Source organism: Gemmatimonadota bacterium, assembly GCA_022560615.1.
GTDB lineage: Bacteria > Gemmatimonadota > Gemmatimonadetes > Longimicrobiales > Gaopeijiaceae > UBA1138.
Genome location: JADFSR010000054.1, coordinates 1 through 20017, shown reverse-complemented (window position 1 = coordinate 20017; position 20017 = coordinate 1). Strand labels below are relative to the sequence as shown.

At 65.0% G+C, this 20017-nt stretch carries 19 protein-coding genes and 1 tRNA gene; 12 read left to right on the top strand and 8 right to left on the bottom strand.

The window, feature by feature from the left end; all coding sequences use genetic code 11:
- Window positions 1–439: 439 nt before the first annotated feature.
- Window positions 440–1093 carry a hypothetical protein gene (locus IIB36_18580; protein ID MCH7533747.1) on the top strand — a complete coding sequence of 218 codons (654 nt, stop codon included), beginning with the start codon at window positions 440–442 and terminating at the stop codon, window positions 1091–1093.
- Window positions 1090–2463 (top strand): TIGR01777 family protein, encoded by a 1374-nt coding sequence (locus tag IIB36_18575; protein ID MCH7533746.1) that lies wholly within the window; start codon window positions 1090–1092, stop codon window positions 2461–2463. The genes IIB36_18580 and IIB36_18575 overlap by 4 nt, the downstream gene beginning before the upstream one ends.
- Before the next feature lie 18 nt (window positions 2464–2481).
- Here IIB36_18575 and trmH read toward each other — a convergent pair whose 3' ends face one another.
- Window positions 2482–3132: a tRNA (guanosine(18)-2'-O)-methyltransferase TrmH gene (trmH, locus tag IIB36_18570; protein ID MCH7533745.1), complete on the bottom strand. Its 651-nt coding sequence runs from the start codon at window positions 3130–3132 to the stop codon at window positions 2482–2484.
- Between the two features lie 83 nt (window positions 3133–3215).
- Here trmH and IIB36_18565 point away from each other — a divergent pair, with 83 nt between their 5' ends.
- Window positions 3216–3800, top strand: coding sequence for a hypothetical protein (locus IIB36_18565; GenBank protein MCH7533744.1), 585 nt, complete (start codon window positions 3216–3218; stop codon window positions 3798–3800).
- A 26-nt stretch (window positions 3801–3826) separates the two neighbouring features.
- Here IIB36_18565 and IIB36_18560 read toward each other — a convergent pair whose 3' ends face one another.
- Genes IIB36_18560 through IIB36_18550 form a run of 3 tightly spaced genes read right to left on the bottom strand, consistent with a single transcriptional unit; the run spans window position 3827 to window position 6251 of the window.
- On the bottom strand, window positions 3827–4588 hold the full coding sequence (locus IIB36_18560; GenBank protein MCH7533743.1) for an aquaporin family protein: 762 nt from the start codon (window positions 4586–4588) through the stop codon (window positions 3827–3829).
- Between the two features lie 17 nt (window positions 4589–4605).
- Entirely contained in the window at window positions 4606–5466 is an 861-nt protein-coding gene (locus tag IIB36_18555; protein ID MCH7533742.1) for a glycerophosphodiester phosphodiesterase, read from the bottom strand.
- A 23-nt stretch (window positions 5467–5489) separates the two neighbouring features.
- Window positions 5490–6251 (bottom strand): serine/threonine-protein phosphatase, encoded by a 762-nt coding sequence (locus tag IIB36_18550; protein MCH7533741.1) that lies wholly within the window; start codon window positions 6249–6251, stop codon window positions 5490–5492.
- A gap of 298 nt (window positions 6252–6549) precedes the next feature.
- On the opposite strand from IIB36_18550, the gene IIB36_18545 reads away from it, so the two are divergent.
- The 7 genes from IIB36_18545 (at window position 6550) to IIB36_18515 (ending at window position 14151) form a co-directional block, all read left to right on the top strand.
- Entirely contained in the window at window positions 6550–8790 is a 2241-nt protein-coding gene (locus tag IIB36_18545) for a carbohydrate binding family 9 domain-containing protein (GenBank protein MCH7533740.1), read from the top strand.
- Between the two features lie 190 nt (window positions 8791–8980).
- Entirely contained in the window at window positions 8981–10975 is a 1995-nt protein-coding gene (locus IIB36_18540) for a pyrroloquinoline quinone-dependent dehydrogenase (GenBank protein MCH7533739.1), read from the top strand.
- The gene (locus IIB36_18535; protein MCH7533738.1) at window positions 10972–11985 is read left to right on the top strand and encodes an NAD-dependent epimerase/dehydratase family protein; all 1014 of its coding nucleotides are present in this window, start codon (window positions 10972–10974) and stop codon (window positions 11983–11985) included. The genes IIB36_18540 and IIB36_18535 overlap by 4 nt, the downstream gene beginning before the upstream one ends.
- 9 nt (window positions 11986–11994) lie before the next feature.
- The gene (locus tag IIB36_18530; GenBank protein MCH7533737.1) at window positions 11995–12630 is read left to right on the top strand and encodes a hypothetical protein; all 636 of its coding nucleotides are present in this window, start codon (window positions 11995–11997) and stop codon (window positions 12628–12630) included.
- Between the two features lie 2 nt (window positions 12631–12632).
- Window positions 12633–13076, top strand: a complete 444-nt coding sequence (locus IIB36_18525; protein MCH7533736.1) for a hypothetical protein — start codon at window positions 12633–12635, stop codon at window positions 13074–13076.
- 16 nt (window positions 13077–13092) lie between these two features.
- Window positions 13093–13830 (top strand): hypothetical protein, encoded by a 738-nt coding sequence (locus IIB36_18520; GenBank protein ID MCH7533735.1) that lies wholly within the window; start codon window positions 13093–13095, stop codon window positions 13828–13830.
- A gap of 237 nt (window positions 13831–14067) precedes the next feature.
- A tRNA-Leu gene (locus IIB36_18515) sits at window positions 14068–14151 on the top strand.
- Between the two features lie 103 nt (window positions 14152–14254).
- Here IIB36_18515 and IIB36_18510 read toward each other — a convergent pair.
- The 4 genes from IIB36_18510 to IIB36_18495 all read right to left on the bottom strand — a co-directional run bounded on the left by IIB36_18510 (window position 14255) and on the right by IIB36_18495 (window position 17044).
- Entirely contained in the window at window positions 14255–14584 is a 330-nt protein-coding gene (locus IIB36_18510) for a tyrosine-type recombinase/integrase (protein ID MCH7533734.1), read from the bottom strand.
- A 204-nt stretch (window positions 14585–14788) separates the two neighbouring features.
- A complete protein-coding gene (locus IIB36_18505) occupies window positions 14789–15082 on the bottom strand; it encodes a helix-turn-helix domain-containing protein (GenBank protein MCH7533733.1) in 294 nt (97 codons plus the stop codon).
- Between the two features lie 531 nt (window positions 15083–15613).
- Entirely contained in the window at window positions 15614–16813 is a 1200-nt protein-coding gene (locus IIB36_18500; protein MCH7533732.1) for a hypothetical protein, read from the bottom strand.
- Between the two features lie 18 nt (window positions 16814–16831).
- Entirely contained in the window at window positions 16832–17044 is a 213-nt protein-coding gene (locus tag IIB36_18495; GenBank protein MCH7533731.1) for a hypothetical protein, read from the bottom strand.
- 1038 nt (window positions 17045–18082) lie between these two features.
- On the opposite strand from IIB36_18495, the gene IIB36_18490 reads away from it, so the two are divergent.
- Entirely contained in the window at window positions 18083–18811 is a 729-nt protein-coding gene (locus tag IIB36_18490) for a type 1 glutamine amidotransferase (GenBank protein MCH7533730.1), read from the top strand.
- Window positions 18808–19668, top strand: a complete 861-nt coding sequence (locus IIB36_18485) for a DUF4159 domain-containing protein (GenBank protein ID MCH7533729.1) — start codon at window positions 18808–18810, stop codon at window positions 19666–19668. The genes IIB36_18490 and IIB36_18485 overlap by 4 nt, the downstream gene beginning before the upstream one ends.
- The last annotated feature ends 349 nt before the right edge of the window (window positions 19669–20017 follow it).

Here is a 20017-nt window from a genome sequence, read left to right as displayed (position 1 = left end):
CAAGGAACGACGAGGAGTCGTAGCCGAGCGGGCACCGCCGCCGAAGGCGGTGGTCCGACGAGGAGAGACGATGGATCAACCGCGCGGGCACCGACGCGAAAGCGTTGGTCGCCATGTGCCCAACACCGTGGCTGAAAGGACACACAAGTCTGTGGGTTGCGGTGGCACGGCCCCATCTCCGTCGTTGGAGCGTCTCGGAGTAGCTACGGCTACGCCTTCGCCGCTCCGCGACCCGCGCAATGCGCGGGTGCCCTCTGGGGCCGTGGCACCCGGGGACCCGTGCGTAAGCACGGGTGGCGGCCCGCCCCCCTTTCCGATCACCCTTCTAGGGTAGTGGAGTAGCGTTCAGCGCCCTCCGTGAGGAACCGTCATGCTGGATGACCTGTGGTCCCTGCTCGTCCCGGATCTTCGGACCGCGCTGTGGTCGTGCGCGTTGGCGGTGAGCATAGTGCTCACGGTAGGCACACTCGCGGCATACGCGCACGGACGCGGCCTAGCAGTCCCCTACACGCGTAAGATCTTCCACTTCGGAGTCTTCACGGGTGCCGCGGTCACACATTCGCTATGGGGCTTGCCGGGAGTCAACGCCTTCGGTGCGGTACTCGCAAGCGTCGTCCTCGTGGCGGTGCTCCGGGGCGACCGGGACCCGATCTACCGTGTGCTGGCTCGTGAGACCGATCGCCCTCGCCGCACGCTCTTCATCCTCCTGCCGCTGGTCACGACCGCGCTAGGGGGCCTTGGAAGCGCACTTCTGACCGGACCGTATGCGACGGTGGGATTCCTTGTGAGCGGGTGGGGCGACGCCGTCGGTGAACCGGTCGGCACGCGGTGGGGGGAACACAAGTACCGAGTACCGTCGCTCGGCGGAGTGCCCGCTACGCGCTCCCTGGAAGGGTCCGCCGCGGTCTTTCTGGTTGCTTGGGCCGCTGCCACGGTCGCGCTCTGGAAGCTGGCTGACCCATCGCAGGCCGTGCTCGTGGGGCTCGCCTGCGCCGCCGTCGGCGCGCTCGTCGAGGGGCTGAGCAATCACGGTCTGGACAACCTCACCGTGCAACTCGCCGCTTCCGGAACTGCTTGGATGTTGATGTCATGATGCGACTCACGTACCGCACCGAGCTCGTCGACCACGATCCCGAGACCGTTTTCGCCTGGCACGAACGTCCTGGCGCGCTCGAGCGTCTGACGCCGCCTTGGGCGGTCGTCGACGTTCTTGAAAAGGAGGGTGGAATCCGGGACGGCGCGAGGGTCGTGCTGCGCGTGCACCGGGGGCCTACGAGCTTCAAGTGGGTGCTCCGGCACAAGGACTACATCGAGAACGAGCAGTTCCGGGACGAACAGATATCCGGACCCTTCAAGTCCTGGGTGCATACGCATCTCTTCACTCCCATCGACGGGGGCGGCACGAAGCTAGAAGACGAGATCGATCTCGAGGCGCCACTCGGCGCCCCCATCGGGCCACTCTTGGTGAAGCGTGAGCTGGGCCGCCTCTTCCGCTTCCGCTATCGCCGACTCTTCACCGATCTCGCGCGCCACGCGGAGCACGCTTCGAAGCCGCGTTTGACCGTGGCGATCACCGGGGCGTCCGGGCTGATCGGTAGCAACCTCGCCGACTTCCTCACCACCGGTGGCCACAGGGTCATCCGTCTCGTGCGGGACAGCCGCCAGCTGGCCGACGACTCGATCTACTGGAATCCCGCGACCGGGGAGATCGACGTCGAAGGGCTCACCCGTGCCGACGCGATCGTGCACCTCGCCGGCTCGTCGATCGCGAGCGGCCGCTGGACCGCCGCGCGCAAGAGGTCGATCAAGCAGAGCAGGGTGAAAGGGACCGAGCTGATCGCCCGTACGCTCGCGACCATGTCCGGCGGCCCGCGCATTCTCGTGTCGGCGTCGGCGGTAGGCTTCTACGGCGACCGCGGCAGCGAACGGATCGACGAGACCGCACTTGCCGGCAAAGGCTTCCTAGCCGAGGTGTGTCGGGCGTGGGAGGGTGCGGCGAAACCAGCGGAGCGGGCAGGGGTGCGTCTGACGACGTTGCGGACGGGCGTGACGCTTTCACCGGCGGGCGGGGCGCTCGGGCAGATGCTTCTGCCCTTCAAGATGGGTGCCGGCGGCCGGTTGGGATCCGGCAAGCAGTACCTGAGCTGGATCGACAACGACGACCTCATCGCAGCGATCCATCACATCCTGATGACAGACTCCATCCGAGGTCCCGTGAACGCCACGGCCCCCCACCCGGTGACCAACTCGACGTTCACGGCGGCACTGGGTCGCGTACTCGGGCGACCGACCGTGCTGCCCATGCCCGCGCTCGCCGTGAAAGCGGCGTTTGGTCAGCTTGGCACGGAGGCGCTGCTCTGGGGGCAGCGGGTGCTGCCTAGGAAGCTCACCGAGTCCGGTTTCACCTTCTTCTACGAGGGTGTGGAGGAGTCGATGCGCTTCCAACTGGGGCGGGCAGAGTAGGAGGCGCCCTACCGGCTGCTAATCCCGAACCAGATCCCCGTCCGAGGTGAGCTTCGGATACGGCCGTCCCTCGCTGCGGCGCTTGGAGGCGATCGACGGCCAGGCCCACTCGAACAGCTGTCGCTCGAAGTCATCGGGCGAAAGCCGGCTTTCAGAGTACATCCCGGCTTTGTCCCGCTGGCGCATCGCTTCGAAGAGCAGGATCGACGTCGCGACCGATACGTTCAGCGATCGCACCATGCCGAGCATGGGCACCGAGACGTGTGCGTCGGCGAGCTCCAGGCCTTCGGCAGAGACGCCGTCGAGTTCGGCACCGATGAGGATTGCGGTCGGCTGCGTATAGTCGATTTCCCTGTAGTCGATAGCGTCGTCGGACGGATGCGCGGCGATCACGCGGAACCCCGACGCATGAAGATGTGAGATTGCGCCCGCGAGCTCCTCGTGTAGACGCACCCGTACCCACTTCTTGGTGCCGGCTGAGGTGCCGTGGTGTAAGGCCAGGCCCTTCTCCGGCCGGACCACGTGGGCTTCGAGCACACCTGCGGCGTCGCAGTTGCGCAGGATCGCCGAGAAATTGTGGGACTTGTTCACCCGGTCCATGAGCACGGTCAAGTCTGGCTGACGGCGGGCGAGAACTTCTCGAATGCGCCGGAATCGTTCGCTTCGCATTTGGGTATAGTCTCGCTGACTCGCCCAAGAATCCATCCCACGCCTCCCAGGAGGACCCTCTGCCTCGCTGCACACGATTGCTCATGGTCGCGCTGCTCACCACCCCCCTCATTACCTGCGACCAAGTAGGCGACATCACGATAACGCCGGAATTCGACCTGACCTACTCCTTCGAGTCCGGTCTGGAAGGGTGGTTCGGGAACGGCGTCGACCTCACGGACCCGATCGTGACATGGTCCGTGGAGCAATCGAGCGAACAGGCCTCCAGCGGCGCCAACTCCGTGAGGCTCTACATCGACAATAGCAACGGGATGGCCAAGGTCTGGATCGAGCGCACGGTCAACGTCGCACCGAGCCATGCATACGACGTCGACATCAGCTTCGACTTCGGGACTGCCGACTTCGGCCAGACCAATCTGTGGCGGATCGTGTCCGGCGCGCACACGCGATCACCCGGAACCGCCGCGGCGCTCACGGTGCAGGACGCGACCGGCAACGGTTCCGCATCGAACGTCGGCGTGCAGTGGCTCCCGAAGAGCTATCGCGTGCGCGCGTCCTCGGACGCGGGGGGTCGCATGCAAATCGTCATAGGCGTGTGGGGGACTTGGGAGACGCCACGCACCTACTACATCGACAACGTGCAGCTGCTCTTCACGCGGGCGAGTTGAGCCACGCCGGGCAGCTTGGCTAACTGCTAACCCAGGAACACGCTGTCCACGGCCTGGAACAGCAGCGCGCCGATCACACCACCCACGAGCGGCCCGACTACCGGAATCCACGCATACCCCCAGTCCGAATCGCCCTTACCGGCAATCGGAAGCAGCGCGTGCGCGATGCGCGGACCCAAGTCGCGAGCCGGATTGATGGCATAGCCGGTCGGACCACCCAGACTGAGCCCGATCGCCCAAACGAGGAAACCCACGAGTAGCGGCGCGATACCCGTGCTGAACACAGCAGACAGGTCGATCTCGCTCGCAGACTGGATCTCGAGCGCGTTGGCTCCGATCGCGAGCACGCCGAACATCAGCAGGGCGGTCCCGATTACCTCGGTGACGAGGTTGGCTGCCGGCGAACGGATCTCGGGGCCCGTGCAGAACACGGCTAGCTTCGCGGCCGGATCGTCGGTGGCTTCCCAGTGTCGGAAATAGGACAGGTAGACCAGCACGGCGCCGCCGATGGCACCCAGCATCTGACCTGCCAGATACGTCGGCACCTGGGCCCATTCCAAACTTCCGATGGACGCGAGCCCGATCGTGACCGCCGGGTTGATGTGCGCGCCGCTGACCCGGCCTACCGCGTACACGGCCATGGTCACGCCGAGCGCCCACCCCGTCGTGATCACGATCCAGCCGGAGTTATGGCCCTTGGTCTTCGCCAGTACGACGTTCGCGACGACACCGTCCCCTAGAAGGATCAGGATCGCGGTGCCTACGACTTCTGCCAGAAAGATGTCCAGAGGAGTCAGCCCCGCGATCAGTTTGGGGAACGAACGCGCATCAGTCGGTCCGGGAAGTTCGTGAACATGCCGTCGACGCCGAGCTCGATGAGGCGCGTCATGTCGCTCTCTTCGTTCACGGTGTACGGGTGCACCAGGAGCCCGTGGCGCTTGGCGGCGCTCATGAACTCCGGGGTCACGAGACGCTGAGTAGGTCCAACGCCCACCGCATAGCTCGCTATGTCACGCATCGCGGCATCGAGGTCGGTAGGCATCTGTGAGGCCCCGATCAGCTGGATCAGCGGCAACTGGGGCCTGAGTCGATGGATCTTCTTCAGGCTCTCGGAACTGAAGGACTGGACCAGAACCGTGCGGTCGTCCGGCGAACCCGGCACCAGGTCGTGTCTTGTGAGCAGCTCCACCAACGCCTCTTCCATCCCCAGCGCCTGCTCGCTTTGCTTGGTTTCGATGTAGTAGCGCGTGGTCTTTCCGTACCGGGTCAGCACGGCGTCCAAAGTCGGAATGCGCTCCAGATCTCCCGCGTCCGCCCCACGCCAGCTGGATATTTCGCAGTTCAGAAGGTCCCGGTACAGCTTCTCAGCTACCGGACCGGTGCAGTGCTCCGGCGGGCCGCGGGCGGTACGGTCCAGGTCAGCGTCGTGCATCACGATCAAGACCCCGTCGCGTGTCATCTGCAGGTCCTGTTCGATGTAGTCGGCACCCATTTGGACTGCGATGTCATACGCAAGCAACGTGTGCTCGGGTGCGTGGCCCGAGGCACCGCGATGCGCGATCACCGTCGCCGGAGCCGAAGCACTCGACTGGCTCAGGGAGGCCAAGGGCAGAGACAGCAGAAGGAGCAGGAGCGCCGCGAGCGACATGCAGAGAGGCCTGGTCATGCGAATCGCCGATGAATTCAGGGTCAGCCCTCGACCGGCCGCACCGTGCGGCCCACGATCAGGGTGACGTTGTCGCTGCCACCCCCGTCCAACGCGTCCTGCAGCAGCAGCTCCGCGGTCTCTCGGGCGCTCTGCATCGACGAGAGGCGCTGCTCGATACGCTCGTCGGAGACGTGCTTCGTGAGTCCGTCAGTGCAGATAAGGAGCACCGAGCCCCAATCGCGCACGAATCGCGTCACGACCGGTTCGGCCTGCTTGCCGCCCATGGCGCTCGATAACACGTTCGCCCACCTGCTGCCCTGGGCCACCGTCTGCGTGAGCGTGCCGTCGTCGATGAGGTCCTGAGCCCACGTCTGGTCTCTGCTGATCTGAGTCAGCTCACCGTCCTGGTAGATGTAGCAGCGCGAATCACCGACCTGCAACAGATACGCGTGCGGCCACAGGCCCAGGAACAGCGTGAGCGTCGTGGCGAAGCCCCGCCCGTCGCCTTCATGCTCGGCCTTCTTGAGCAGGCTCTCGTGACACGCTAGCGCAGCATCGTGGAGGAGTCGGGAGAAGACTTCTGGATCGCTCGCTTCGGCAAGGTCAGCCTGGTGGAAGGTCTTCGACACCGAGGACACCAATTCCGATACGGCGAGGCGAGCAGCTTCCTCCCCGCCCGCTCTTCCGCCGACGCCATCCGCGACCATCGCCAGGGTCGCGAGGCGCTCGGCATGCAATATCCGGCTGTCTGCGTCACCGATGCTCGTTCGGTCCACACGCACGCCGCGCGCGAGGGCACCCAAGAAGAAGTGATCCTGGTTGTCCGCGCGAGCCTTGCCGGCGTGCGTAAGCCCCCACGCATCGATATTCGAGAACTGTGGCCTCTTGATCTCGCCTATTTCCTCCTTCGAGCCTCCTGCTCCCGGCCCTCACCGGCCGACACGAGACCCGTGCGCCTAGCTGAAACGCTCGATCAACGTAGAGACGGAGAAGGGGTCGTCGCCAGCGGCGAATTCACGTAGCGGAGTCCTCTGGCTATACTCGCGGGCCCCCAGGACTCAGCGAGGGCCGCAGCCACCGCCCCGAGCAAAGCGCGCGTAGATGACAGAGTTCTCACGGAATCGCTCCGCCTTCGTTCCCTGGACCTGTTTCGTGTTGGCTGTGAACGCAGCCGCGGTGGCGGTCCCGCTAGCGGCTCAAGATGGCCGCCAGGTGCCTAATGTCGCCCCTGTCTACGTAGAGGAGAGCCCGGTGATCGACGGCGCCTTGGACGAGGCGATTTGGCGTGACGCGGCGCTACTCGATGCTTTTACCCAGCAGGAGCCAGACGAGGGAGCCCCGTCCTCGGAGCGCACGGAGGTTCTACTGATGTACGATCGGAATGCGCTGTACCTGGGCGTGCGCGCGTTCGATTCGTCGCCGGCAGGGGTCACAGCCACCGAAATGAGGCGGGACTCCGACCGAATCCTGAGTGAGGACAACTTCCAAATCATCCTGGATACGTTCCGGGATGGCCGCTCCGGCTACATGTTCGTGACCAATCCCCTCGGCGCGCAGCTGGATCAGCAAGTCTTCAACGAGGGAGAGGGCGGACTCCCGGGAAGGGCGACCCCCAACATCAACCGCGACTGGGACGGCGTCTGGCACGTCGCCGCACGCCAGACGCCGGACGGCTGGATCGCCGAGATAGCGATCCCGTGGGTCACACTCCGATTTCCGGAGTCTGACTCGCAGAGCTGGGGAATGAACCTCATGCGCAACATCGGGCGCAGGAACGAACAGGCGTTCTGGGCTCCGATTCCCAAGCCGTATGCGATCTCGAAGGTGAGCCTCGCGGGCACACTCACCGGCATGAGCTCTCTCGCACGTGGTAGCGATCTGCGCATCACGCCGTTTGTCACGAGTGGCGCTAGTCGGGTGACGGATGCGGGAGTCGTGGACGACTCCTTCCAGCGTGATATGGGGATCGACGTCAAGTACGGTCTGAGCGCAGGACTCAACCTCGACGTCACCGTAAACACCGACTTCGCCCAAGCCGAAGTCGACGACGAGCAGGTCAACCTGACCCGCTTCCCGCTATTCTTCCCCGAGAAGCGTGACTTTTTTCTGGAGAACTCGGGGCAGTTCAAGGTGGGTTCGGCGACGGCCTTCAACCGGCTGGCCGAGCTGTTCTTCACGCGTCGTATCGGGCTCTCGCCGACGGGTGAGCAAGTCCCGATTCTCGCGGGCGCCCGGCTGACGGGTAAGGTCGGCAGAAACGACATCGCGGTGTTGAACGTGCAGACCGACAACGCCTTTGGTCGATCGGGCGAGAATTTCCTGGTCGCGCGATACAGTCGGCACTTCCTGTCCCGCTCGAGGGTCGGTGGTCTCTTCATCAACAAGAGCGAGACCGATGGCGACCACTTCAATCGCACGTTCGCCGTCGACATGACGCTGGTGCCGCATGATGCGTTCACGGTCACGGGATTCATCGCGAGGACCGAAACGCCCGGCATCGAGGACGGTGGTGAGAGCGCCAGCTACCTGAACGCCACCTGGTTGGATCAGAGTTGGCGGATCTACGGCGAGTTCGCCGACCTCGGCGACAACTTCAATCCCGAGGTCGGCTTCCTGCCACGCAGGGGTATTCGCACGAGCAAGCTGCACTTCGAGAGGAACCCGCGACCCGACCGCTTGGGCATCCGCGTCATGCAGCCCATGGTGAACATCATCTACACCACCGACCAACAGAACCGGCTCGTCTCGCGTCGGTGGCACACGATGGTGGGCACCCGCTTCGACAACGGCGCGTTCCTCAACCTGTGGTACAACCGCAACTACGAGCGGCTCGACGAGCCCTTCGTGGTGCGGGACGGAGTCGCGATCGCCCCGGGAGGATACACGTTCGGCGAGTGGCGAATATCGTTCACTAGCAATCCGTCACGCAGCTTCTACTACGGGTTGAACTACTCGCCGCAGGACTTCTACGACGGCACGCGCACGGACAAGAGAGTCACGCTCGGGGCACGGCTCTCGAGTAGGCTCTCCGCCGAGGGGTCCTATGCACGCAACGACATCGAGCTGCCCGCGGCTGCGTTCGATGTCGAGCTCGCGTCGCTGCGCATCGACTACGCGCTGTCGCCCGCCATGACGCTGCGCACGATCTCCCAGTACAACTCGGCGACGGATCAGTGGAGCACGAGCGCGCGCTTCCGCTACACATACAGGCCCGGCAGCGACATCTACGTCGTGTACGACGAGTTGCGCCGCGACGTCGACGACCCCACCGGCCTCAGCATACTCAACGAGTACCGGGACCGGCGACTGATATTGAAGGTGACGCATCTGCTGACGCGGTAGGGGCGCCACGTCCGGTAGTCTACACGTGCCTACGCGTCCCTCCGGCGCGCTCTACGTAGACTCTGAGGCACCTCCCTCCACGGTCTAGGCACCTTTCGCGCGTCCATTGCGTTGCATGACGCAGAGAGCGCGAGCTCTGAATAGGAGAACGTGAGATCGACGGCATCGCACACAGCGACCGGAGGATCTCATGTCGAAGAAGAGCTACGCGTTTTGGACCGCACTGGGCCTCTCGTTCATCGCCATATACACCGCCGAGATCGTGCGGCCGGCCGCCACGTTCGTACCGGGCTGGCGGTCGTACGAATGGCCCGCGGCTGACGGCTTCGGGGGCACTCATCACTCGCCGCTCTCGGACATCACTGCCGAGACGGTCGAGTATCTCGAGGTCGCATGGACATACCGGACCGGCGACGTGCACGGCCACGGCGGAGGCATGGCGGGGACCGCCTTTGAGGCGACCCCGATCATGCTCGACGGTATCCTCTACATCGCGACGCCGTACAGTCGGGCCGTGGCACTCGATGCCGAAACCGGACAGGAGCTCTGGACGTTCGACCCCGGCGTGGATCGCACCGACGACTTCCAGACCATGGTCACGTCCCGCGGGCTCTCTTATTGGGTAGATCCGAAGCGTCGCTCCGTTGACGAGTGCGCGACCCGAATCGTGCATGCGGCGTTCGATGCGCGCCTCTTCACACTCGACGCGAAGACGGGTGTTCCGTGCTCGGACTTCGCCCACGGCGAGGGCATCGACCTCGGGATCGGGATTGAGCGTCTGGAGGGACGGCGCGAGCAGTTCAAGCACACCGCCCCGCCCGCGGTCATCAACGACGTCGTGGTGGTCGGCTCGAGCATATGGGACAGTCACTTCGCAGACGGACCGAGTGGAGCCGTGCGGGCGTTCGACATACGCACGGGCGAGTTGCGCTGGACGTGGGAACCGCTGATCGGTGTCGAGGGCACGTTACCGAACGGGGAGAAGATCCCCGCGGGGGCCGCGAATACGTGGGCGACGATTACGCCCGATGTCGAAAACGACCTCGTATTCGTGCCGACAGGCAGCCCGAGCCCAGACCACTACGGGGGGCTGCGTCCTGGCGACAATCGCTTCGCGAATTCTCTAGTTGCGCTCCGGGCGTCGACCGGTGAGGTCGTGTGGCACTTCCAGATGGTGCATCACGACCTCTGGGACTACGATCTGCCCGCGCCTGCTGCGCTGATCACTCTCGAGCGCGACGGTGAGCAGGTACCCGCCGTGGTCCAGAGCACGAAGATGGGCTACCTGTTCGCTTTTCACCGGCTCACCGGCGAGCCGCTCTTCCCCATCCTGGAACAGCCGGTCCCAGGATCCGACGTGCCCGGTGAGGTTGTCTCGCCCACGCAGCCCGTACCGCAACTGCCTCGGCCGCTCACGCCGCAGAACATGGATCCCGAGGACGCGTGGGGCCTGACGCCGTGGGACAGGGCAGCGTGCCGGGAGAAGATCGAGAAGCACCGCTCCGATGGCATGTACGCTCCGCCCAGCGTGCGGGGCACGATCGCGTATCCGGGGTTCATCGGAGGGATGGGGTGGGGCGGTGTCGCTTTCGATCCGTCTACGGGGTTGCTCGTCACGAACACGAACCGGTTGGCGATGGTATCGACTCTCATCCCGCGGGAAGTTGCAGACCGGAGTCCCCCACCCCGTGAGGGCGCGAAGTTCACCCTCGCAGCCCAAGAACACACACCTTACGCCGTAAAGCGCGAACCTCTCCTCTCACCGCTGGGGATTCCCTGCACGTCGCCCCCGTGGGGGATGCTGCACGCTGTCGACATGCGGACCGGTGAGCTCGCTTGGGAAGTGCCGCTCGGAACCGTGACCGACCTCACCAATGTGCCGGCCCCGAAGCGCTGGGGATCACCGAATATGGGCGGTCCGCTCATCACGGGCGGTCTGATATTCATCGGCGCGAGCATGGACCGGCGCCTCCGGGCGTACGACCTGCAGAGCGGTGAGATGGTGTGGTCGGCGAAGCTGCCGGCTTCGCTGCAGTCGTCACCGATGACGTACCGCGCCCGCGACGGTGCTCGGCAGTTCATCGTAGTCGCGGCGGGCGGTCACGACGGCATGAAGTCGCGGCTGGGCGACCACGTGATCGCGTATGCACTACCTACGCGCGACGCTGCCGGAGGGCTCCGATGAGCCGCCGTGCATTGGTGACCGGCGCGACCGGTATGCTCGGCTCGCACATCGTGGAGCGGCTGCTTCTGGAGGGCTGGGAAGTTCGGGCCCTGGTGCGGGACCACGCGGGAGCAGCGTGGCTGCAGGAGTGTGGCGCCGAGCTGGCCGTCGGCAGGCTCGAGGACGGCGCGTCGCTACTCGGCGCCGCGAAGGGATGCGACGTGATCTTCCATGCCGCCGCGACGATCGGGGCGGGAGGCGACTGGGAGGCATTCCGCCGCGGCAACGTCGAGGGCACACGCGGCGTCGTCGACGCAGCGACGGCCGCCGGGGCGAGGCTCGTGCACGTGAGTAGTACCGCCGTGTTCGGGCAGGCGCGTTACCGCTGCACGCCGACGGACGAGACCGTGCCGGTGCCCGAGCTACCCGCGCACGACGTGTATGGTCGCAGCAAGCAGGGGGCGGAGCACATCGTCCTGCACGCGCATCGGACCGGACGGACCTGGACGTGCGTCGTGCGGCCGGCGGTCATGTACGGCCGACGAGACCGGCAGTTCGCCCCTCGTGTCGCGCCGGTACTGCAGCGGGGAATCTTCCCCCGGATCGGAGGCGGCCGCACTACACTCGCGCTCGTGCACGTGGGCAGCGTGGCGGAGGGAGCGATTCTCGCGGCGACGTGTGACGCGGCGGCGGGGCTCGTCTTCCACCTCACGAACGATTTCCCGGTCACCGTGAGCGACCTCGTTAGCTGTGCGGCCGAGGGTCTCGAGCGGAAGATCTACGCACCCGACGTCCCACACCGAGTCGGGCGGGCGGGCTTCACCGCACTGAGGGTGGCGCTCCGCGTGCTCGGCCGGGGTGACCTCGCGCGGCATGCGCGCGGCACGTTCGACATGCTGACCCGCGACAACCCTTTCACGTCAAAGCGGGCCCGCGACGTCCTGGGGTGGGACCCCTCCGTGCCACCCGAGGTCGGGTTGACCGAGGCGTTTCGATGGTGGAATCGGCACCACTCCGCCGCGCGGAGGTGAAGGTGAGCCATGGATGCCACCTGGATCGAAGTGGCCGGCCTGACCATCCGGGCCCCCGTCACGGCAGGAACGAATCTGCTGCTCGCCGGACAGTGCCTGCTCTACTACCGATCGTTGCGTTCATCGCGAGCGCCGGCGGCGACTCTGTGGGGCGCGTTCTTCCTCTTGATGTCGTTCGCCACTCTGGCGGGTGTCGTCAAACACGGGTTCCGGCATCAGCTGACCGAGAACCAGCTGATCCTCGTGCGGTGGATGTCGAATCTTGGAAGCGGGGTCTCCACGTACTTCGCGCAACGCGCGACCGCCCGGATTCATGCAGGCAAGCGGTGGGGCGTCGCGATCGAGCGTCTCGTAGCCCTTCAGCTCCTGGTGTTCGTAAGCATGAACGTCGTCGTCGGCCCCGAGATCATGCTGGTAATCGCGAACTCCGCGCTTGGACTCATCCCCGTGATCGTGGTCGAAGAGACCGCGGCTCGACCTGGTCACACCACCGGAGTGTGGATCGCTCGAGGCCTTTCGCTCTCCATGCTCACCGGCGCCGTGTACGTCGTCGGCTTCTCCTTCGGACCGTGGTTCAACCACATAGACGTGGCCCACGTGCTCATGGGAGGGAGCTTCTACCTCATCCTCAGGGGGGTGCGATAGCCATGGATGCCAACGTCCTGCTCGGCGCCGCACTGACCTGTGTTGCGGGCGGAATTCTGCCTTGGATCAACACGGAAGTTGTCGTGATCGGCGCCGCCATGCTCATACCCTCGTCTGCACTTCCGGCGTTGGTGACGGGCTGCGCACTCGGCCAAATGTCAGCCAAGTGCGTGCTCTACGGGGTGACCCGTTGGGCGCCCGAGCGGTTGCCTGCACGGGCGCGGCAGTTGCTTTCGCGCGTGGAGCGGTACCGCGAACGTCGACGTCTGCTGGCGCTCGCAGTTTTCTCGGGGTCGCTCGTCGCGATCCCACCCTTCTATCTCGTCACGCTCGCTTGCGGCGTGCTTCGCGTCCCGTTCGCGCTCTTCGCGGTGGCGGGCCTCTCGGGGACGGCCATGCGATATGGCTTCCTCGTGTGGGCCGCGACCGCGCTCGGCGTCAGCTAGCCCTCAGGAGGTCATCATGACCACGAAGCGAATACTTGGACCCTCGCTCTATCTGCTGATCGCGTGCACGCCCCGAGTTGCGCAGGCACAAATGCGCTCCCATGTCACCCTCTTCGAGCTGGCACCGACTATCGACCTCAACATCTGCTCCGCGAAGGCCCACGAGCGCGGACCCGCGTGGGACGCGATGCTCGCCTCGCGCGAGATGGAAGACGACGAAGCCAGGCACGTGCTTGCGGCTCTTCAGGACTCGCTGACAGTCGAGGCCGTGGCGCGTCCGACTGACGTCGAACTTCAGTACGTGCTCGCCACCGTGATCGGGGTTCGAACCGAGGTCGAGGGTGGCCGCACTAAAGTCCGGTTTGCGAGTGCTCTGCACGTCCAGGCGGAGGTCGTCCTCTCCCTGAACCCTAACCATCCGGGAGCTCAGCATCTGCTCGGCCGGCTGCACGCCGCAGTCATGCGCATGAACCGGATCAAGAGGTTCGTCGCAACGAGGGTCTTGGGCGGAGGCGCCCTCGCGGGCGCCTCCTGGGAGGAAGCCGAACGTCTTCTCGAGGCCGCCGCATCCGGCGACCCCTGTATCGCCGACCACCACTACGAACTGGCGCTCCTCTACGCGGAGCGGAAGAACCTCGGAGCCGCGCGCCGCCAGATCGACAAGATGCTGAGATTGACAGGCTCACGACCAGAAGCGGAGGCGATCGTGGTGAAGGCCGTGGTCCTGCTCGAAGATCTCGACCACGGGTTCTGAAGGGCGACATCCGAGGGGCAGGCCGCAGGACAACCCGGTGCGGCGACTCTCTGAGACGCACACAGGCCCAAGGTCGTGGACCTTCACGGTGCGCTGGAAAGCGCGTAGAGTGATCGCGAGGGGGATGAGCAAAACGCGAGGCCTTCAGGCGTTACCCGTTTGTTACCACGTTCGTTACCGGACGGTGGGCTGCGGGGGGGGCAGGGCAGGTCGAAAGTCCAGTAGCTACGGAAATACGCCGGGGTGGTGAAATCGGTAAACACAGGGGACTTAAAATCCCCCGGGCTTCGGCCCTTGCGGGTTCGAGTCCCGCCCCCGGCATCGTTGTGCTGCAAGGACTTACGCTCGGTCAGCACGTGTTCGTCTCCTGGGCCACGGAGCTGACTGTGACGGGAACTGTGACAACTAGGGGGTGCAAAAGAGCTCATTGGGCTCCTCTTTTGTCGCTGGACAGACGCCGGAAGTCGTCCGTGTTTGGGCGGTATTTGCCGTAGACCTTGAGCACCATCGTGGCATCGGTATGGCCGAGGTTCCGGGCGATCATGTGGATATCGTGTTCAGCCCTCATGTGCCGGACCGCGTAGCTGTGGCGTGAGTCGTGCATCCGGTAGTCGTCGATTCGCAGAGCGCGGCATGCCTTCTTGTGTTGATGACGGGCCGCGTCGGGTGTGATCCCTCCCCAGAGCAAGGCGTCTGGGAGGCAGTTCCGCGCTAGCTCGTCCAGGTGGGCCCAAAATTCAACGTCGACCAGCACTCTTCGGTCTCTGGACGGGTGCTTGCTGCCGTGGACATGGTCGATACCACGGCCGCAGTGCATCCTCGTTCGGCCATCGCCAGATCGTGACGCCACTGATCGCGGCAACGATGCCCGCGGCCAGCACATGACGCCGCAGTTCAGACCGGCTGAAGCGCGACAGCGGCAGACCCAACTTGGCGGGGAGCTCACACGCCAGCGCTTTCACCTCGGCGACCACTCGAGGGGGGGGAAAGCAGAGGGTCGACCTCTGCGGGAACGATCCTCGAGTCCCGCGAGACGTTTTCGAAAGAAGCGCTTGCGCCACTTGCTCACGACGGGACGCGGCATATCGAGACGCTCTCCGATCTGCTTGTTCTCTAGGCCCTCGGCGGCGAGCAGAACGATCTTGGCGCGTACCACATCTCGATACGATAACGTATACTGGTGCGCCCTTGCCTCGAGCACCTTCCGTTCCTTCGGCGTCAGCGTGATAACATACGGGCTTGATCTGGGCATTATCGGCCTCCTGGTTGCATCCAAGATGCCAATCATGGCCGAGGAGCGCCAGTATCTTATACGTTATAGTATTTATGTTCACGTGTCCTAGTCGCCACCGTCGGTTGGGCTGCTGACGATCAACGCGCGCCTCCTCGCAGTTTAGTGCGCCACAGTCGTCCCATCCCACCATCCCCGCGCAGAGCGGTCGACCCTATTCGTAGGGTCGGCCGTTTCTCGTTCCACGACACGCGTCACCAAGATCGTCCCAAGCCGATATGGCTGCGCACCCTCCGCAGGGCGTTCGTTGTCGGCATGCTCTACCTCGCCCCAGACGAACTCACCCCCGCTGCCGAATCCGCTCTACCGTCGCGCGATGTCCTCAGTGGCTCGACCGTCCGTGAGAGTGAGTACTGAGGTTGCCACCGGCTCGGAGCGAGGGGGCGGAGAATTAGGCGCCGCCGCTCAATCGAGCCACGCCGGCGACCGTCGCCCCCCAACCCCCCTTGGAGTCCCCCCCGTACCGTGTCCGACATCCTGGGCGGTCTTGCGTTACCGCCGGATTCCGATCTCCAACTCCAAATCCTGTCGGCGATACATGCAGACACCGTTCACGTCCTCGCACACGTAATAGAGCGCGTACGCCGGGATCGTCACGGAGCGAGCACGCGTCTCCTCGGGCGCACGGATCTCGACCTCGATCGTGCGCTGCTCCTTCGTCACGACCTCGGGTGGTAGCGGATACGTGAAGGCGCGACTGTCGACCTCCCATCCCTCGGGTGGGTCGACCCAGAGGATCATCTGCTCGGCCTCGTTGTTCCAGTGCGCCTCGGTCTCGCCGATCGGCTCGAACATCAGGTGAACGCGGGCGACGCCGCCCGGCTCGACTGCGGCCGGCACCGTGACGACGACGACTTCGACGAACTCGTCCTCGTCGCGCAGCACGCGCCCCAGCGGATCGGGCTCGACCGCATCGGCATCGGCGGTGAACTCGCGCACCGGGGTGGCGAACTCGGACCCGCGCGGCTCGACGACGAGGGGTGAGGGCTCCTCGCCCCGGGCGCCGATCTCCTCTCGGGCGGTGACCACCCAGTCGTAGAACGGATACGGCTTGTCCAGCCGGGGCCCATACTGCTGGATCCGTCGTCGCCAAATGTACTGGTTAGGATCGATCGCCAGCGCGGTGCTCCACTCGTCGACTGCTTGCTGGAAGTCGCTGTCCCGACGGCCGAGGCCGTCGTAGCGCATGCGGTACGCCACGCCGAGACGGAAATGGGTCATCCCGTCATCCTCGTCCTGACGGACGGCCTCCTCGTAGGCGGCAATCGCGTCGTTCACGCGCCCCGGGCCGCCCCAGACCGCCAGCGCGTCTCCGTACGCCTTCCAGTCTCGCCCCTCATCGCTCGCCCGCGCGGCCTGCACCAGCGCGTTTAGGTCGGGCACCGTCGGCGCCGTGGCCGGTGCCGCCGGGCCGGCTTCCCCGAAGGTCTCCTCGACGAAGGAGGCGGCAAGCGCTCCGTCCTGCACGGCGCGAAGCCGCTTCCGGATGATGCCGCTTTCGTCGATCGCGAGCGTGATGGGGACGACCGGGACCTCGAGGAGGTCGTACGAGTCGACCAGGATCGGCCACCCCATCTCCTTCCATTGCATGAAGAGCCTAGCGCGGTCGGGATGCTGCTCCTGGATGATACCGACCATCTGGATCGTGCCGTCCGCCTGGAGCTCCTTGGTCGCTTCGTGCCACCCGGGCACGTGGATTCTGCAGCCCGCTCACCACGACGCGAAGACGTGCAGGATGATCCTCTGGCCTCGGAAGTCGGCGATCGACGATGGTCGACCGTCCTCGAGCGTTGGGAACGAGAGCGTCGGGAACGGCTGACCGACCTCGAAGCCGGTGTCCTGGCCCTGGGCGTCAGACGGAGTCGCCGCCATTGCGGCGGCGAGCCACACCACGACGCCGAGGCGCCTAATCGCACGAGACATCTTTGGTCCTCCTTGCCGCCACAGCGCACAGCGGTCAAAACATAATAATGGGGCTGAAGGGGATCAACAGGCCAGAGGAGAGGCTACGCGGCGCCGAGAATCCTAGCGGCGGACGAGCGCTCGGAGGATCAGCGGCCGCCGCTCGGGTTTGTTGCGACCCACCGTTCGGGTCGCTGCGACCGCAGCAGCCCTCCCTAGGAGAGGTCGTTCCCCACTTTAACCGACCGCCCCCCTCAGGCCCCCCTACTTCAAGGCCCTCCCCGGTACAGTGGCCCGTGCGGCTCGAGGGCGATTCGCTTCGGGGGCGCTGAAGGCGACACGCCGTGATGGAGGTGACCGAAGCTGCCTGCCCCTTCCCTCCTCTCACGCACATCCTGCGGGATGACCGAGAAACCCTCCGGCAAGCTCTACACCGCTGTCACGAAGAATTGGCCGAGGATTGCTGCGGGATTCCTTCATCGCAGCTTGATGCAGCATACACGTACGTAGTTGCGGTGTCGGTCGGTAAGTTGAGTCGGTCGCCGAGATCCAAGGGCCTGCGGAAGCCGAGCTGGAGTACAGCGCGGCTGGGGCGAAACTCACAATGCTCGGCGTCGAGCCCTCGTTGTGGGAGGCGACAAGACAGCTTATCCGCGTCGACCCCGAGTGGGCCATGGCCCGGGAAGCGAACAAGCCTACAGGACCGCCAATCAGAAGACCCGCCCCGTACGCCTCCGGCCCATCCGCGCCGAGGGCAGCCGGCACGGCGATACCGAGCCAGAACCCGTAGAGTGTACCGAAGACCGGGAGCTCGACACGGCTGGTCCGTTCGAGCCGGTCTCTCGGTGGTGCCGAAAGACGCACCTGGGCCGCAACGGCAGCTGGGGTCCCACCGTAGCCTTCGGTGATGTGGATGTAGAGAGCTTCCGCGATCTCCCAGCGACCGTCGTATACATCTGGTGACGACGGGAAGTTGCCGTGTGTGACGAAGGCCGAGCGCACGATCCGGTCGAATCGGGTAGTTTCGGTCTTCCGATCATCCCACTCAGGCGGCGATCCTTGGGCGAACATCCTCGATTTCTCCTCCTCCAGGTGCGAAATGCCGGTGACCCGATCCGCGAGCACGAGGTCTCATGCTTCGCGCGCGCGCTCGGCACCGAGAACGGGCGGCTCCAGGTCTTCGATCTCCTCTCGGGGGCTCCGGCTCCGGCACTCCTCGACTCGGTGGACGTCGTGCTGATCGGAGGAAGCGGCGACTACTCCGTGGTGAGAGGGGGTTCGTGGCTGCCAGCCGCCCTCGACACGATGGTCGGCCTGTATGAGTCGGCGAAGCCCACGTTCGCCTCCTGTTGGGGCTTCCAGGCACTCGCCCGCGCCTTGGGCGGAGAAGTGATCACGGACCGTGAGCGCGCCGAGGTGGGTACGGTATGGTTGGAGCTCACGTCAGAAGGAGAGCGCGATCCGGTGTTCGGACCCCTCGGTCCACGGTTTCCGGTGCAGATCGGTCACGAGGATATCGTGACCGCGCTGCCCGACGACGCGGTCTTGCTAGCCTCGAGCGAGACCATCGAGAACGAGGCCTTTTGCTTTTCGGACAAGCCGATCTACGCAACGCAGTTCCACCCTGAGCTCGATCGGGCCGGACTCATTGCGCGGGTCGCGCGTTACCCCGCATACCTTGCTCTGACGGGTGCCTCGACCCTCGAAGAGTTCCGGGACAGGACACCGGAGACGCCAGAGGCCGAGTCGCTCATGCCGCGCTTCCTGGAGCAGGTGCTGGACGAATGATGAATCGGTGGAGAAGCACGGCCCTGCGACGCGCCCGCTACCTGGTGCCGCTCGCAATCGTACTTCTGCTCTCGGCCTTCCAGTACCAGCAGAGAAGGTGGCGTACCGGTTGGATCCCGAACCCTTATCGGGAGGGCTTGCCCACCGCCTCCAATGGAGTCCGCGATCGTGGATTCACCTTCTGCCGGCTTCTCTATCAGAGCGTCCGCAGCGAGCGAGGCGGCTACGGCTGGAATACGGACTACCCCGGATCGGACTACAACTTTCTAACTCGATTCGAGGAGCTCACGACTGCCAAGCCGGCTCGTTGGAGCGACGGACAGCCCGGCAACTCGGTCGTGCGCGCTACGCAGGAGGAGCTGTACGAGTGCCCCTTCATCTTCATGTCCGACGTGGGCACGGTCGGGTTCAGCGAGCTCGAGGTCGTTCGGCTACGCGACTACTTGTTGAAGGGCGGCTTCATTTGGGTCGACGATTTCTGGGGCGACAGGGCCTGGCAGCAGTGGGAGAACGAGATCGGCCGGGTGCTGCCTGACTACCCGATCGTCGACATCACCCCCGACCACATGCTCATGCACACACTCTACGTGGTCGAGGAGGTCCCGCAGATTCCGTCTATCCAGTGGTGGCGTCGAAACGGCGGGCGCGGCACTTCAGAACGTGGACGCGAGAGCGCGACGCCCCACCTGAGGGCGATCTTCGATGAGGAGGGCCGCCCGCTCGTCATGATGACGCACAATACCGACATCGCCGATGGGTGGGAGCGCGAAGGAGAGGACTACGACTACTTTCTCAAGTTCTCGCCCGAGGCGTACGCGCTCGGCATCAATTTGGTTCTGTATTCGTTGAGCCACTAGGGGCGGAAGGGCGCCTCGATCGCGTGTCGGGTTGCGTTTGCGGGGGCGACTGTGGAAAACCTGTCCCATCCAGACATGGACGGATTCGAGCCAGCGCAGTGCTGCCAGTCCGAGACGCCGGTGTCCTTGCCCCCCTGAACGACGTCGGTCTGCGCCTGAGCTCCATCGGGCCGTAGACCCTCGCTCGATGCCCTGGCGACCCCCGTTTGGCGCTCTCGGGGGCCGTGGGGACGTCCCAAAACCAGCTCATATATTATGACGTAACTCATTGTCATAATTGGATATGGGAGGGGAGATGGGGAAGAGTGAGCTAGCGTCCGACGCTCGCCACGAGCGCATGGACCGAGTC

What these genes read in the sequence shown, in the direction of transcription:
- IIB36_18520 (MCH7533735.1), top strand. Translation starts at nt 13,093, where the DNA reads ATGACCACGAAGCGAATACTTGGACCCTCGCTCTATCTGCTGATCGCG.
- IIB36_18495 (MCH7533731.1), bottom strand. Translation starts at nt 17,044, where the DNA reads ATGTCTCGTGCGATTAGGCGCCTCGGCGTCGTGGTGTGGCTCGCCGCC.
- IIB36_18505 (MCH7533733.1), bottom strand. Translation starts at nt 15,082, where the DNA reads ATGCCCAGATCAAGCCCGTATGTTATCACGCTGACGCCGAAGGAACGG.
- IIB36_18485 (MCH7533729.1), top strand. Translation starts at nt 18,808, where the DNA reads ATGATGAATCGGTGGAGAAGCACGGCCCTGCGACGCGCCCGCTACCTG.
- trmH (MCH7533745.1), bottom strand. Translation starts at nt 3,132, where the DNA reads ATGCGAAGCGAACGATTCCGGCGCATTCGAGAAGTTCTCGCCCGCCGT.
- IIB36_18565 (MCH7533744.1), top strand. Translation starts at nt 3,216, where the DNA reads ATGGTCGCGCTGCTCACCACCCCCCTCATTACCTGCGACCAAGTAGGC.
- IIB36_18545 (MCH7533740.1), top strand. Translation starts at nt 6,550, where the DNA reads ATGACAGAGTTCTCACGGAATCGCTCCGCCTTCGTTCCCTGGACCTGT.
- IIB36_18540 (MCH7533739.1), top strand. Translation starts at nt 8,981, where the DNA reads ATGTCGAAGAAGAGCTACGCGTTTTGGACCGCACTGGGCCTCTCGTTC.
- IIB36_18525 (MCH7533736.1), top strand. Translation starts at nt 12,633, where the DNA reads ATGGATGCCAACGTCCTGCTCGGCGCCGCACTGACCTGTGTTGCGGGC.
- IIB36_18575 (MCH7533746.1), top strand. Translation starts at nt 1,090, where the DNA reads ATGATGCGACTCACGTACCGCACCGAGCTCGTCGACCACGATCCCGAG.
- IIB36_18530 (MCH7533737.1), top strand. Translation starts at nt 11,995, where the DNA reads ATGGATGCCACCTGGATCGAAGTGGCCGGCCTGACCATCCGGGCCCCC.
- IIB36_18555 (MCH7533742.1), bottom strand. Translation starts at nt 5,466, where the DNA reads ATGACCAGGCCTCTCTGCATGTCGCTCGCGGCGCTCCTGCTCCTTCTG.
- IIB36_18535 (MCH7533738.1), top strand. Translation starts at nt 10,972, where the DNA reads ATGAGCCGCCGTGCATTGGTGACCGGCGCGACCGGTATGCTCGGCTCG.